Source organism: Sulfitobacter sp. 1A13368, assembly GCF_043557275.1.
GTDB classification, from domain to species: domain Bacteria; phylum Pseudomonadota; class Alphaproteobacteria; order Rhodobacterales; family Rhodobacteraceae; genus Sulfitobacter; species Sulfitobacter faviae.
This window is the reverse complement of sequence record NZ_JBIFFR010000001.1, coordinates 14,170-27,307: the sequence shown is the minus strand read 5'-3', so window position 1 is coordinate 27,307 and position 13,138 is coordinate 14,170. Positions and strand designations below refer to the sequence as shown.

Below are 13,138 nucleotides of genomic sequence, written 5' to 3'. Positions count from 1 at the left end.
GTTGAATGAGCGCCACCGACGATTATGACGAGATCGACGACAGTTCCGCCCCGTTGATCGAGCATCTGGCCGAGCTGCGCACGCGGCTCATCCATTCGGTCATCGCCTTCATCATCGGGATGGTGATCTGCTTTACCGTTTGGAACCCGATCTTCAACTTCCTGACCGAACCGCTCTGCTCGGCCATGGCCGAACGGGGGCAAGAGGATTGCGGGCTGATCCTGATCAAGCTGCAAGAGGGTTTCTTCGTCGCGATCTCGATCTCGCTTCTAGGCGGTCTGGTGCTGGGCTTCCCCTTCATCAGCTACCAGCTGTGGCGCTTCGTGGCGCCGGGGCTTTACAAGAACGAGAAGGGGGCCTTTCTGCCCTTCCTGATCTCCTCGCCAGTAATGTTCTTCCTTGGCGCGGCTTTCGCCTTTTACGTCGTCACGCCGCTGGCCTTCGACTTCTTCCTTGGCTTCCAACAAGCGGGCACGCTGGTCGGTGGGCCGGATGGTGAGAACGGCATCGCCGCCATCGCCTTCCAAGGCTCGGCGCAGGAGTATCTGTCGCTCACGATCAAATTCATCGTGGCCTTTGGCCTGTGTTTCCAGCTCCCGGTTCTGCTGACACTGATGGGCAAGGCGGGGCTGGTCAGTTCCGAAGGCCTGGCCAATGTGCGCAAATATGCGGTGGTGGCGATCCTCGTGCTGGCCGCGCTGGTCACCCCGCCTGATGTGATCACGCAGGTAATCCTTTTCGTGGTGGTTTATGGCCTCTACGAAATCTCGATCTTCCTCGTGCGTCGGGTCGAGACAAAGCGCAACGAAAAGCTGCGCGAAGAGGGCTACTTTGACGACGAAGACGAGGAAGACCTGCTGTGATCAATGATCCGATGGACCGTATCGCGGCGGCGCTGGAGCGTATGTCTCCCGCGCCGCTCGCCGCGCCGGACTTCGATGCGGCCACTGCCTTCGTCTGGCACACCGACCCCGACCGTCTGATGCCCGTGCCGCAGGTCGCGCGGATCGACCTGCCGCTTTTGGTGGGGGTGGATCGGGCGCGGGATACGCTCTTGGCCAACACCCGCCAATTTGCAGCGGGGTTGCCTGCGAACAACGCGCTTCTTTGGGGCGCTCGAGGCATGGGGAAATCCAGCCTTGTCAAAGCGATACACGCGGACGTTCAAGCATCACATGAAGCATTGCGCATCGTTGAATTGCAGCGCGAAGACCTGCCGTCGGTCGGACGGCTTCTGTCCCTCCTGCGCGGGGCCTCGCAGCGGTTCATCCTGTTTTGCGACGACCTCAGCTTTGGCCATGACGACGCGCATTACAAATCGCTGAAGGCCGTGTTGGATGGGGGCATCGAAGGGCGGCCCGAGAATGTCGTGCTCTATGCCACATCGAACCGCCGCCACTTGATGCCGCGCGACATGATCGAGAACGAGCGCGGCAGCGCGATCAATCCTTCCGAAGCGGTCGAGGAAAAGGTCTCTCTCTCTGACCGGTTCGGGCTCTGGCTGGGGTTCCACCCCTGCGATCAGGACCAGTATCTGGCGATGATCCGCGGCTATTGCGATGCCTTCGGCGTAGAGATCGACGACGACACCCTGCGGGCCGAGGCTGTCGAATGGCAAGCCACACGCGGCGCCCGCTCGGGCCGGGTGGCATGGCAGTATTTCGTGGATTTGGCGGGCAGGAAAGGCGTTCCCGTTTCGGGCGTTTGAGCGCCGGACGGTATGAGCGAAAGGGCCCGCATATTCTGCGGGCCCTTTGTCGTTTGGTTACTGAATATAGGGCGTCGGATCGACGCTCTCAAAGCCTTTGCGCACCTCGAAATGCACATGCGATTCCGATCCGCCGCGCAGTTTGGCAATCTGCTGGCCCCGGCTGACACTGTCGCCCTTGGCGACATTCACGCCGTCGACATTCGCATAGACCGTGAGCAGGTTGTTGGCATGGCGCACCACGACGATCGGGATGCCCTCCGCACTTTTGGTGATCGCGGCGACGGTGCCCGCCTCGGCGGCTTTCACCGGCCCGCCGGGGCTGCCCTTGATGTTGATGCCCTCGTTCTTGCCCTTGGAATAGGCGCGGATGATGGAGCCTTGGACCGGGGGTGTCATCTTGGTCGCCTTTGCCGGGGCGGTGGGCTTGCCCACATCGGCCACAGGCTCTTTCGGCTCGACCTTGGGCGGCAGGGGCTGTGCGGTCTCATCCTGCGGCAGCGGTTTGGCGGCGGAGGGCGGCGTCGGCGTGGGGGTACCTGCGCCGGGGGCGCTGGTGACCGACTGCACGGGGCGCGAGGCGGCGGCGCTCGACTCGGTGTTGGTCGCCTGACGCGGGGGCGCCTGTTTCTCGACCGGGATCAGCAGGAATTGGCCCTCGCGGATCGCGAAATCGGGGCCGAGGCCGTTCCACTCGGCCAGTGCCTTGACCGGCACGTTGTAAAGACGCGCCACGGTATAGGCGGTCTCGCCACGCTCGACCCGGTGGCGCACAGGCTCTTTCGTCTGCGGTGCTGCGGCGGGCTGTGGTGCGGGGGTGCTGGTGCCTACGGGCGGCAGGCTTTGGGTCTGGACGCTGGGGGTCGCCGGGGCGCGGTCGATGGCGCTGCCGGCAAGGGTGGTAATGTCCACGGCGCCATTGGTGCCGGGCGCAGGCTCAGAGACGCGGCGGGGCAGGGCGATGATCTCACCCTGGCGGAGCGGGACGCCCTGATCGATCCCGTTGTAGCGGGCCAATTCGCCGCTGTCGGCGCCCACGCGCGCGGCCACGTCTTTCAGCGTATCGCCCCGGCGGGCGACGACGACTTGGTAATTGGGATAAGAGATCACGCCCCGTGCGTCGGGTTTTGGCCGGTCTGCCAAAGGCCCGCGCGCGGCTTCAGCGGTGGAGAACCCATCGCCAAAGGTGCTGCGCATATCGTAATCCAAGGGCTGATTTTCGCAACCTGCCAGCAGTATCGCACTGGTCCCGGCCATTAGGGTCAGCCGCATGGGGCGGCGCAAGCGTGTTTGGCGCATCTGCAAGTCCTCATCTTCGCCCCCAGACGGTATGGGGCGTTGTCCGTGTCTCTGTAACCTATTAGCCGTCCTTGCCCAAGCCTTCCAGCAGGGGGACAAAGCGCACGGCACGCAATTCGTCGTATTCCAGCCCATCAGCGGTCTTTCGCACGCGGATGAGGTGTTGGACCGTGTCGGATTGGCCGACGGGTAGCACCATGATGCCCCCCTCTTTTAGCTGCGCGAGCAGGGGGCCGGGCGGGTCTTCGGCGGCGGCGGTCACGATGATCCGGTCAAAGGGGGCCTGTTCGGCAAGGCCAAAGCTGCCATCGGCGGTGATCGCGGTGATATTGGTCAGATCCATCGCCTCGAAGACACCGCGCGCCTCCTGGACCAGACGGCGGTGCCGGTCGATCGTATAGACCCGCCGGGCGAGCTTGCTCAGGATCGCGGCCTGATAGCCCGAGCCGGTCCCGATTTCGAGCACCTTATCGCGCGACGACACCTGCAAGGCTTGGCTCATGAGCCCCACGACAGAGGGTTGGCTGATGGTCTGGCCGCAGGCGATGGGCAGGGGCATATCCTCATAGGCGCGGCTGGCAAAGAGGCCGCGAATGAAGGGGCCACGGTCGATCGCTTCCATCGCTGTCAGCACGCGCGCATCAGTCACGCCTTTGGAGCGCAGCGCGTAGAGGAACTGCATCTTGCGTTCCGCTTCAGAGATGGGTGGCTCATTCATCGGTTGATGCCCGCCAGCGTTTCGAGGGCCGCGTGATCCGTCAGGTCGCAGCGCATCGGGGTGACCGAGACATAGCCGTCAAGGTTGACGCAGGCATCGCTGCCCGGTGCCGTTTGCACGCGTTGATCGCCGCCCTTGATCCACAAAAAGCGGCGGCCCGAGGGCGACAGATGTGCTTCGGTCGAAAACCCGGTGCCGGAGCGGCGGCCCTGAGGGGCCAGCCGGATGCCACGCACATCGGCGCCTGCCACGGGGGGGAAGTTCACGTTGTAGAAAAGCCCGTAAGCCGCGTCTTCCTTGGGGCTATGCTCAAGAATGCGGCGGCAGGTCTCGGCGCCGTGCTGGGCGGCGGCCTCAAAAGGATCGGCCAGATCGCGGTTGGCGGGGCCGTAGTATTGCGACAGGGCGATGGCGGGCAAACCCTGCAACGCCGCCTCGATCGCGCCGCCAAGCGTGCCGGAATAGAGCGCGTTTTCAGCGGCATTGTTGCCCCGGTTCACGCCGGAGAGCACCAGATCGGGGGGGGCGGCGGTCATCGTGTCGTGGATCGCGGCAAGCACGCAATCGGCAGGAGAGCCTTCGGTAGCGAAGACACGGTCGTCCAATTGCGTGATCATCATCGGCTTGGTGTAGCTGATGCAATGGCCCACACCGGATTGCTCAAACGCCGGTGCCACGGTCCAGACCTCGCCCGCAGGCCCGGCCAGTTCCTCGGCAATGGCGCGCAGCACGGCCAGACCGGGCGCGTTGATGCCGTCATCGTTTGTAATCAAAATACGCATGAATGGCCCCTTTTTGCCTTGATAGGCGAGGGGCGGACCGGCGGCAAGCGCAGCGCGCCGGTGCCGCGCGGTTCAGGAGGCGGAGTTTTCCGACAGTTGCGCCAATACCGCAGCGGCCTGCGTGGCGGTGTCGCTGAGCGCCGCGCGGTCTTCGCCGGGGAAGAAACGCGCGCGGGTGGCGGTGGGCATCGGCTCGGGCGTGAGGATGTGCACGCGGGGGCCGATCTGCGCGGTCTCGACCTGCCAAGAGGTCGCCAGCGCGATCTGCGCGGCCTTGGTGGCCCCGTAGCTGCCGAAGAATTTCGTCCCAGCCCGCGGATCGTCAAAAAAGACCGCCGCGCCATCTGCCCCCAAAAGCGGCGAGACAAAGGTGATCAGCCGCGCGGTGGCGGTGACGTTTCCGGCGATGGATTTCTCCATATCCTTGGCGTCGATGTGATCAGTGGGCGTCAGCGGGGCGGCATGGACGGCGCAGTGCAGCCAAAGGTCAAGCCCGCCCCAGCGGTCATGGATGCCCCGGCACAGCACGGCCATGGCATCGGCGTTGGTGATGTCCATCGGCGCCAAGGTGGCGCTGCCGCCCTTGGCTTGGATACGGTCGTCCAACTCTTCGAGCGCGCCGGTCGTGCGGCCGACCGCGATGATGTGATGGGTGGGGGCCAAGGCTTCTGCCAATGCGGCCCCAAGGCCGCGCGACGCGCCGGTGATCAATGCTGTCTTGCTCATGCGCGGGATGTGCACTGCCCCGCGCGGCAGGTCAAGAGGCGCGAGGCGCGCGCCGCTCAGGGTTTCAGCCCTGCGGCAGGCGCAGCACCTGATTGCCGCGGCGGCTGGAAAGCACCAAGGTCCCTTGCCCGATGGCAGAGACGACGCCGCCGGCGACCTGATCACCCACTTCGACGCGAGAGATCTTGCCGCCACCTTCGCGGATCAGCGCGCCGGGCGTGCTGTCGCTGCCGAAGATGCCGATCAGCGCCGTGCTGGACAAGTCGGCTTTTTGAGTTGCCAGATCGGAGACTTTCTTTGGGGTCGGGGTCCCATTGCTCGCCATTGATATGCCTTTCGCCTGTGGTTGCGTTTCGCGCGGCAGTCCCCCGCGCTCGCAAGGCGTCAGCTAAGCCCTGCCGCAGTGCAGCGGAAGGGGGCGTTTTCGGGATGCGCAGGGTTCTGCCAAAGCGTCGGCAAAGCTGCGCCGACACCTTGGTTGTAACGCTGCGACCTTTCGTAAGGCTTAATTCGGCTCAGCCGACGAAAGCCTTTTCGACGACGAAATGCTGGGGGTCGGAATTGGCACCCTCGGTCAGGCCAAAGCCTTCGAGAATCTCCATAATATCCTTGTTGAAGCCAAGGCTGCCGCAGACCATGGCGCGGTCATGGGCGGCATTGATTTGGGGCACGCCCAGATCTTTGAACACCGTGTCATCCTGCAAAAGGTTGGTGATCCGGCCCATCTTGGGGCTCTCTTCGCGGGTGGTGGTCGGGTAATAGCGAATCTTGGCAAGGTTTTCCGGGCCGATCAGTTCCTGCATCAACTCGTCAGCCTTCAGCCCTTCGATCAACTGCCGGCCATACTCAAGCTCTGCCACATCGCGGCAGGTGTGGGTGACGATGACCTCGTCGAATTTCTCATAGGTCTCAGGCTCGCGCAGCAGGCTTGCGAAGGGGGCAAAGCCGGTGCCGGTGGCGAACATCCACAGCCGGTCGCCGGGCAGCAGCGCGTCATGGACCAGCGTGCCCACGGGTTTTGGCCGCAGGATGATCTGATCGCCGGGCTGGATATGTTGCAGCTTGGAGGTCAGCGGGCCGTCTTGCACCTTGATCGAGTAGAACTCCAACTCATCGTCCCACGCGGGCGAGGCGATGGAATAGGCGCGCAAGAGCGGTTTTTGCTTGCCGGTTTCGGGATGCGGGTCGCCCATCAGGCCAATCATCACGAATTCACCCGAGCGGAACCGCAGGGAAGCGGGCCGGGTTACCCGGAACGAGAACAGCTGATCGGTCCAGTGGGTGACCGAGGTCACGGTCTGGGCGTCGGGCAATGTCGGGACGGGCTTGGCGGCGGTTTGGTTCACTGTGCTCTGCTCGGTCATCATGGTTTCCGCAAATCGGGTTGCGGCCTCTACTTATGGCAAGGAAGGGGGGAGGGCAATGAAGCGGCCTATTTGGCCGCGGTCGCCGGTCCGGATGAGGCACCGCGCAGGCGGGACTGATAGTCATGGGCCTGCCAATCGGCGCGGGCGCGCCATTGGTCCTCAGGCTGGCGGGCGGCCAGATCCTCGTCGATCTCGACCTCATCGAACCCGGCGCGGCGGGCCATGGCATATTGATCGGCCAGCACATGCCCGCGGGCGCGCAGGCGGCCCGTGTAGCCGCGCAGGCGCAGGACGCGGGCGATTGTAAAACCACGCCCATCCGCGAAAGAGGGGAAGTCGACGCGGATCATCTTAAGCGCCGGGGTCAGCGTAAGGGCATGGGCATCGGCGTCAGAGGCCAGATCGACGGCGCGGCAATCGTTCGCGGCGCCATCCTCGCAATAGCCTTGGGTCCAGTCGTCGGCGGTGAAGCCTGTGTCGGTGACGAGTACGCTCATGATTTGTCTCCTGTTCGGACCACTTTGCCGTTCACAAAATGGATGCCGCATTCTTCTTTATTCTGATCGCGCCAGCGCCCCGCGCGCGGGTCTTCGCCCGGGGCCACGGGCGAGGTGCAGGGCGCGCAGCCGATCGATGGGTAGCCCCTGGCCACTAGCGGATGTCGGGGCAGGCGGTTTTCGGTGATGTAATCGCTCACATCGGAATTGGCCCAATAGGCCAGCGGGTTCACTTTGATCCGGGGTGCTGCACCGTCTTCGGGGATCTCGGTCTCGAAAAACTCCAAGGCCGCGCGGCTGCCCGATTGAAAACGTTTACGCCCGGTGATCCAGCCGTCATAGCCCGCCAGCGCGCTCTGGAGGGGCCGGGTCTTGCGCAGGGCGCAGCAGGCATCGGTGTCATATTGGTGCAGCGTGCCATCGGGATCCTGCGCTGCGATCTCTGCGCTGCGCAGGGTGGTGACATTGCGCAGACCGAGGCGCTCACTCAGCTCCTGTTGGTAGACGAGGGTTTCGGCAAAGAGCATCTCGGTGTCGATGAAGAGCACCGGGATATCGCGCGATACCATGGATACGAGGTGCAAGAGCGCCACTGATTCCGCGCCGAAGCTGGAGACGAGGGTAAGGTTCTCGATCTCCGCATCGGCGCGGCGGATCACATCCGTTGCCCCCTGGTGGCGCAACTCGGCGTTGAGCCGTGCCACCTTTTCCTCGACCGCGCGCAGCCCCACGGGGGGCGGCGCATCGGTATTTGAGAAAGGATGAAGTTCGGGGGTATCAAGCGGCATTGGCCCGATCCTTCTCTGCCGCTTCGGGGTAGAGCACGGCTTTGAATGGCGCGAGGCCGAGGCGGCGGTAGGCTTGCAGGAAGGTCTCGCCGGGATCGTTGCGCAGGTCGAGATAGCCCCGCACGAGGCGTTCGATGGCGGGGATGATCTCCTCGGCCGAGAAGCCGGGGCCGGTGCGGGTGCCGAGGCTCGCGTCCTCGGTGCCATCGCCGCCGAGCGTGATCTGGTAGTTCTCTACGCCTGCGCGGTCGAGGCCGAGGATGCCGATATGGCCCACGTGGTGGTGGCCGCAGGCGTTGATGCAGCCGGAGATTTTGATCTTGAGCGGGCCCACGTCATGCTCGAGCTTTAGCTCGTCGAAACGGGTGGCGATTTCCTGCGCGATGGGGATGGAACGCGCGGTGGCCAGCGCGCAGTAATCCATGCCGGGGCAGGCGATGATGTCCGAGATCAGTCCGATGTTGGCGGTGGCGAGTTTCGCCTCTTTCAGCGCGGCGTGCAGTTCGGGCAGGTCGCTGCGGTGCACATGGGGCAGGATCACGTTCTGCTCGTGGCTGATGCGCAGCTCGTCATGGCCGAAGCGGCGGGCGAGGTTGGCCATCACGCGCATTTGGTCCGCCGTGGCGTCGCCGGGTGTGGCGCCATGGGCCTTGAGGCTGATCGAGACGATGGCATAGCCCGGCACGCGGTGCGCAGCGAGGTTGGTATCGGCCCAGGCGCGGAAGACCGGATCGTTGGTATAGGCGGATTCGTAAGCCCCGAGGGAGGCTGTTTTGAACGCGGGTGCTGCGAAATCGGCTTCGATACGCGACAGCATTTGCTGGTCGACGCCGGTGAACTGGTCGCGGATCAGCGCGTATTGCGCATCGACCCGGGCGCGGATGTCTTCGATGCCGTTCTCGTGCACGGTGATCTTGATGCGCGCCTTGTACTTGTTGTCGCGGCGGCCCAGCACGTTATAGACGCTGACAATGGCTTCGAGCGTGGGCAGCAGGTCCTCATGCTTCACGAAATCATAGAGCACCTTGCCGATCATCGGGGTGCGGCCAAGACCGCCGCCGACGATGACTTCGAAACCCTGCTCGCCGTCACGCTCGACGATGCGCAGCCCGATGTCATGGGCCTTGATCACCGCACGGTCGGCGGCGGCGCCGGTGACGGCGACCTTGAACTTGCGCGGCAGGAACTGGAATTCCGGGTGGTCGGTGGACCACTGGCGGATCAGCTCGGCCACCGGGCGGGGATCGGCGACCTCATCGGCGGCGGCCCCTGCGAAATGGTCCGCCGTCACGTTGCGGATCGTGTTGCCGGAGGTCTGGATCGCATGCAGCTTCACTTCGGCCAGCGCGTCGAGCATATCGGGCACGTCGCGCAGCTCGGGCCAGTTGTACTGGATGTTCTGACGCGTGGTGAAGTGGCCGTAGCCCTTGTCCCACCGCTCGGCGATATAGGCGAGTTGGTCCATCTGGGCGCTGTTGAGCGTGCCATAGGGGATCGCCACCCGCAGCATATAGGCGTGCAGTTGCAGGTAGAGGCCGTTCATCAGGCGTAGGGGTTTGAACTCATCCTCGGTGAGCGAGCCGTCGATGCGGCGCTCGACTTGGGCGCGGAACTGGGCGTTGCGCTCGGCGAGGAATTTGTCGTCGAATTCGGTGTAGCTGTACATCAGACGGTCTCCTGTTTGCCGTGGGCGTAGTTTGAGGGGCCGGTGGCGCGGAACTCTTCGCGGAAATGGGTGGGGCGGGGGCCGCCCGCTTCGGGGGCCACATCGGCGAGGTAGACGCCGACGACCAAATCCTGTTGGCTCAGCGCGTCGATCAGGCGCAGGTCTGCGTCGGCCTCATCGGTGAGGACTTCGGCTTCACTCAGTTTGCGGGTCCAGCCGGTGGCGGTTTGATAGACGACATCGCCTTCGAGCAGCGCATTGGCGGTGATGACCTTGGGGGTGAAGGGTTTGGGCATGTCAGGCCAGCTCCTCTAGCGGGGTTTCGGTGGCAACTTGGACGGCGGCGCGCGGGGCGAGGCCGTAGAAGGTGAGCGCGGGGCCGGTCATTTCGGCATCGGCCAGATCGCGCGGCAGATCGTTCAGCGTGGTCGACAGCACCCGCTGATCGGCGCGCGAGGCGTTTTCGATCACGGTGACGGGTGTGGCGCGGTCGGCGCCGTGCATCAGCAGGCGACCTTGGACGAAACGGGCGGATTTCTTGCCCATATAGATCGCGGCGACCTCATTCGGGCGCGCGAGGGCGGCCCAGTCGTGATCGGCGAAACCTTTCATGTCGTGCCCGGTGAGGAAGCGGACCGAGGCATTGCGGCCCCGTTTGGTCAGGCTTTGCCCGATGCCCGCCACGGCGGCGGAGGCGGCGGTGATGCCGGGCACGATGTGCCAGCCGATGCCATGGGCGTCGACCGCGTCGATCTCTTCGTCGAGACGGCCAAAGACCGTCGCGTCGCCGGATTTCAACCGCACCACCTGCGCGCCGCTTTGCGCGTGTTCGACCAGTAGGGCGTTGATGTGCTCTTGGGCCGTGGAGGGGCCGAAGCCCTCTTTGCCGACGTCGATCATCAGCGCTTCGCGGCGAGCGAGTTCGAGGATCTCGGGGCTAATCAGCCGGTCGTAGATCACTACATCGGCCTCATCCAACGCGCGGCGGGCCTTGAGCGTCAGCAGTTCCGGGTCGCCCGGGCCGCCGCCAACAAAGGCCACATGGCCTGCGCGGGCTTTGCGGGTGAGGTGGGTGTGCAGCAGGGTCTTCAGCGCCGGGCGCACGGTATCCTTGCCCTCAGCCATGGCGCGGGGGCCGGTGGCGAAATAATACTCCCGCCAGAAATCACGGCGCGCGCGGCCCATGGGCAGGGCATCGGCCAGCTTGCGAAAGCCTTTGCCGATGCGCGCCAGCGGGCCGAGGGTGACGGGCAGACGCTCTTCCAAATCGGCCTTGATGGCGCGGGCCAGCACCGGGGCGGCGCCTTCGGTGCCGATGGCCACGGTCACGGGATCGCGGTCGACGATGGCGGGGGTGATGAATTCGCTGTCGTGCAGGTTGTCGACGATGTTGACCAGCACGCCCGCCGCATGGGCCAGCGCGGCATTCTCGGCATCCAGCGTGTCATCTTCATCCGCCGCGTAGAACAGCCGCGCGCCGGGGAGATCGGCGGCGGTGAGGGGGCGGCGGTGCAGGGTGAGCTTGCCCGCCGCTTGCCAGTCGACGATCTCTGCCGCCGGGTCGGGGGCGAAGACATGCAGCGCCGCTTTGGTTTTCATCAGCAGACGCAGCTTGGCCAGAGCGGCTTCGCCGCCGCCGGAGAGGAGGATCTTTTGCCCGCGGGTGGCGAGGAAGATGGGAAAGTGATCCATGATGCGCCCTGTATTCTGTTTGACGTGACCTCTTATATAGGAAATATTCCCGATAATTGGCTATATGCTGGCGCAGATAAGAACATGCGTTCGCTTTGGCCGCAGGTTGAGTGTGAACGTCCTGCCGGGGCGAGAGAGAAAAGAATGACTGTCCGAATTGATGAGACCGACCGGAAGATTTTGGCGCAGCTGCAACGGGATGCGAGCCAATCGCTGGACGATATTGCCCGTGAAGTGGGGTCTTCGAAAACGCCGGTGTGGAATCGGATACGCAAACTGCGCGAAGCCGGGGTGATCGGCCAGCAGACCGTTGTGTTGGATTCCGAAGCGCTTGGGTTCGAGGCCTGTTTCTTTGTCCTGATCCGCACGTCCGAGCATGAAGCGGCGTGGCAGGCGGCGTTTTTGCAGGCGTTGAAAGACCGGCCCGAGGTGCAAGAAGCGCACCGTCTGGCGGGGGATATCGACTATATCCTGAAGGTGCGGGTCAAGAACGCACGGGCCTATGATGTCTTTTATCAGGCGCTAATTTCAGAGGTGAAAGTGCATAACGTCACGGCGCTTTTGTCGATGGAAGAGATCAAATCGACGACGATGCTGCCGTTGTAAGAGGGCGGGGCGGCAAGTGCATCCGCCGCCCCGCATTGGCTTAGGACTGGGCGAGTGCCGTCACGATGGGCGCGAAATCCTCGGCCTTGAGGCTGGCCCCGCCGACCAACGCGCCATCGACGTTTTCGACGGCAAAGATTTCGACCGCATTCCCGGCTTTTACCGAACCGCCGTAGAGCAGGGGCAGCGCGTTGCCGATCTCCGCGCCGAAACGGTCGACCAGGCGGGTGCGGATGAAGTCATGCACCTCTTTGATCTGCGCAATGCTGGGGACTTTGCCGGTGCCGATGGCCCAAATCGGCTCATAGGCGATAACGGTGTTCCCGGCCTCCACGGCATCGGGGAGGGAGCCGTCGAGCTGCGCGTCGATAATGTCGAGGGTCTGGCCTGCCTCCCGCTCAGCCTCGCTTTCGCCGATGCAGATGATGGCGGTGAGACCGGCACCCCATGCGGCCCGCGCCTTGGCTTGCACATCGGCATCGGTCTCGCGGTGGGCATCGCGGCGCTCGGAATGGCCGAGGATCACATGGCTGGCCCCGCTGTCGGCAACCATCGCGGCAGAGATATCGCCGGTGTAGGCGCCCGCTTCTTCGGCATGGCAATCCTGTGCGCCGATCTGGATCGGGCTGCCATGGGTGGCGTCGGTGGCGCGAAAGAGAAGGGTGCTGGGCGGGCAGATCACGACCTGCGGCGGGTTGTCGGGCAGGCCGGTGGCAAGGCTGTGAAGCTCTGTCAGCGCGGCGGCGGTGCCGTTCATTTTCCAGTTGCCGGCGGCGATTTTGGGGCGCATCGGTTCCGTCCTGATCTGTTACTGTTGCCAGATCAGTTCGCAGGCCCGCAGCCTTTCGTCAAGGCCGGGGCCGATCGGCGCGCTTACTTCGCGCCGAGGCTTTCGTCGAATTTAATCGATTCGCCGCAGCCGCAGGCTTCGGTCACATTGGGATTGCGGAATTTGAAACCGGACTCGAGCAGCGTGGTTTCATAGTCGATCTCGGTGCCGAAGAGGAACATCTGCGCCATGGGGGCGATCATCACCCGCGCGCCGTCTTGTTCGACCACCTCATCATTGGGGTCGGTCGCTTCGACGTATTCCATGGTGTATTCCATGCCCGCACAGCCGCCTTTCTTGACGCCAATGCGCAGCCCGGCGTGGCCCGCCGATTGCATCAACTTCGCAATCTGGCCAGCGGCTTTGGGGGTCATGGTAACGGCTTGCTTGCCGGGAATGCCAAACATCACAAATCTCCTATGCCGCCAAGATAGGGGTGCAGCGCGGCGATCTCAAGCCG

General features: G+C 64.1%; 16 protein-coding genes. 3 read left to right on the top strand and 13 right to left on the bottom strand.

The window, feature by feature from the left end:
* Positions 1-5 precede the first annotated feature (5 nt).
* Both tatC and ACGYK4_RS00150 read left to right on the top strand, forming a co-directional pair.
* The gene (gene tatC / locus ACGYK4_RS00155; RefSeq protein ID WP_067267932.1) at positions 6-863 is read left to right on the top strand and encodes a twin-arginine translocase subunit TatC; all 858 of its coding nucleotides are present in this window, start codon (positions 6-8) and stop codon (positions 861-863) included.
* A complete protein-coding gene (locus ACGYK4_RS00150) occupies positions 860-1,708 on the top strand; it encodes an ATP-binding protein (protein ID WP_394454661.1) in 849 nt (282 codons plus the stop codon). Before tatC ends, ACGYK4_RS00150 begins: the two co-directional genes overlap by 4 nt.
* A 57-nt stretch (positions 1,709-1,765) precedes the next feature.
* On the opposite strand, the gene ACGYK4_RS00145 is transcribed toward ACGYK4_RS00150, so the two are convergent.
* From ACGYK4_RS00145 to cysG, 11 genes are all read right to left on the bottom strand, one after another.
* Complete coding sequence (locus ACGYK4_RS00145) at positions 1,766-3,007, bottom strand: peptidoglycan DD-metalloendopeptidase family protein (protein ID WP_394454660.1); 1,242 nt, start codon at positions 3,005-3,007, stop codon at positions 1,766-1,768.
* 61 nt (positions 3,008-3,068) lie between these two features.
* Positions 3,069-3,725, bottom strand: coding sequence for a protein-L-isoaspartate(D-aspartate) O-methyltransferase (locus tag ACGYK4_RS00140; protein ID WP_067267929.1), 657 nt, complete (start codon positions 3,723-3,725; stop codon positions 3,069-3,071).
* On the bottom strand, positions 3,722-4,507 hold the full coding sequence (gene surE / locus ACGYK4_RS00135) for a 5'/3'-nucleotidase SurE (protein ID WP_394454659.1): 786 nt from the start codon (positions 4,505-4,507) through the stop codon (positions 3,722-3,724). Before surE ends, ACGYK4_RS00140 begins: the two co-directional genes overlap by 4 nt.
* A gap of 72 nt (positions 4,508-4,579) precedes the next feature.
* Positions 4,580-5,233 (bottom strand): SDR family NAD(P)-dependent oxidoreductase, encoded by a 654-nt coding sequence (locus ACGYK4_RS00130; RefSeq protein ID WP_394454658.1) that lies wholly within the window; start codon positions 5,231-5,233, stop codon positions 4,580-4,582.
* A 64-nt stretch (positions 5,234-5,297) separates the two neighbouring features.
* The gene (locus ACGYK4_RS00125) at positions 5,298-5,495 is read right to left on the bottom strand and encodes a pilus assembly protein PilZ (protein WP_248646410.1); all 198 of its coding nucleotides are present in this window, start codon (positions 5,493-5,495) and stop codon (positions 5,298-5,300) included.
* Between the two features lie 253 nt (positions 5,496-5,748).
* On the bottom strand, positions 5,749-6,597 hold the full coding sequence (locus tag ACGYK4_RS00120; protein WP_394454657.1) for a ferredoxin--NADP reductase: 849 nt from the start codon (positions 6,595-6,597) through the stop codon (positions 5,749-5,751).
* A gap of 68 nt (positions 6,598-6,665) precedes the next feature.
* A complete protein-coding gene (locus tag ACGYK4_RS00115) occupies positions 6,666-7,097 on the bottom strand; it encodes a DUF934 domain-containing protein (protein ID WP_394454656.1) in 432 nt (143 codons plus the stop codon).
* Complete coding sequence (locus tag ACGYK4_RS00110; RefSeq protein ID WP_394454655.1) at positions 7,094-7,885, bottom strand: phosphoadenylyl-sulfate reductase; 792 nt, start codon at positions 7,883-7,885, stop codon at positions 7,094-7,096. The genes ACGYK4_RS00115 and ACGYK4_RS00110 overlap by 4 nt, the downstream gene beginning before the upstream one ends.
* Positions 7,875-9,551: a nitrite/sulfite reductase gene (locus tag ACGYK4_RS00105; protein ID WP_394454654.1), complete on the bottom strand. Its 1,677-nt coding sequence runs from the start codon at positions 9,549-9,551 to the stop codon at positions 7,875-7,877. Before ACGYK4_RS00105 ends, ACGYK4_RS00110 begins: the two co-directional genes overlap by 11 nt.
* The gene (locus tag ACGYK4_RS00100) at positions 9,551-9,847 is read right to left on the bottom strand and encodes a DUF2849 domain-containing protein (protein WP_136720162.1); all 297 of its coding nucleotides are present in this window, start codon (positions 9,845-9,847) and stop codon (positions 9,551-9,553) included. The genes ACGYK4_RS00105 and ACGYK4_RS00100 overlap by 1 nt, the downstream gene beginning before the upstream one ends.
* A gap of 1 nt (position 9,848) precedes the next feature.
* Positions 9,849-11,243, bottom strand: a complete 1,395-nt coding sequence (gene cysG, locus ACGYK4_RS00095; protein ID WP_394454653.1) for a siroheme synthase CysG — start codon at positions 11,241-11,243, stop codon at positions 9,849-9,851.
* Positions 11,244-11,387: 144 nt separating this feature from the next.
* Between cysG and ACGYK4_RS00090 the strand changes: the two genes are divergently transcribed.
* Positions 11,388-11,849 (top strand): Lrp/AsnC family transcriptional regulator, encoded by a 462-nt coding sequence (locus ACGYK4_RS00090; RefSeq protein WP_067265010.1) that lies wholly within the window; start codon positions 11,388-11,390, stop codon positions 11,847-11,849.
* Positions 11,850-11,889: 40 nt separating this feature from the next.
* Here ACGYK4_RS00090 and tpiA read toward each other — a convergent pair whose 3' ends face one another.
* Complete coding sequence (tpiA, locus tag ACGYK4_RS00085) at positions 11,890-12,639, bottom strand: triose-phosphate isomerase (RefSeq protein WP_394454652.1); 750 nt, start codon at positions 12,637-12,639, stop codon at positions 11,890-11,892.
* Between the two features lie 83 nt (positions 12,640-12,722).
* Entirely contained in the window at positions 12,723-13,085 is a 363-nt protein-coding gene (locus ACGYK4_RS00080; protein ID WP_067265014.1) for an iron-sulfur cluster assembly accessory protein, read from the bottom strand.
* Between the last annotated feature and the right edge of the window lie 53 nt (positions 13,086-13,138).